Origin of the sequence: Psychrobacter sp. 16-MNA-CIBAN-0192 (assembly GCF_040309565.1) — a bacterium.
Lineage (GTDB): Bacteria > Pseudomonadota > Gammaproteobacteria > Pseudomonadales > Moraxellaceae > Psychrobacter.
On sequence record NZ_JBEOOX010000209.1, the window covers coordinates 1 to 276 of the forward strand.

Consider the following 276-nt stretch of genomic DNA (forward strand, 5'->3'; position numbering starts at 1 on the left):
GGCTTGCAATATGACGTAGGAGATTTTCTCGCGGGGATCATTCCCTTTAACGTTGCTCGAATGGTGCATACTAACTTACTCATCGTTTGGCTATTATTTGGCTTTATGGGTGCCGCTTATTTCCTTGTTCCCGAAGAGTCTGAAACCGAATTGTATAGCCCTAAACTCGCTATCCTGCTTTTCTGGGTATTTGCAGTTGCTGCCACACTCACAGTGTTGGGTTATTTGTTGGTGCCCTATTCAAGATTGGCTGAGATCACGGGAAATGAGTATTTC

Annotated in this window: 1 protein-coding gene; it reads left to right on the forward strand. The window is 44.6% G+C overall.

Annotated elements, in window-relative coordinates; translation table 11 throughout:
* Positions 1 to 276: cbb3-type cytochrome c oxidase subunit I (locus tag AAEY78_RS12950; protein WP_352339723.1), on the forward strand; the 276-nt coding region annotated here is incomplete at both ends.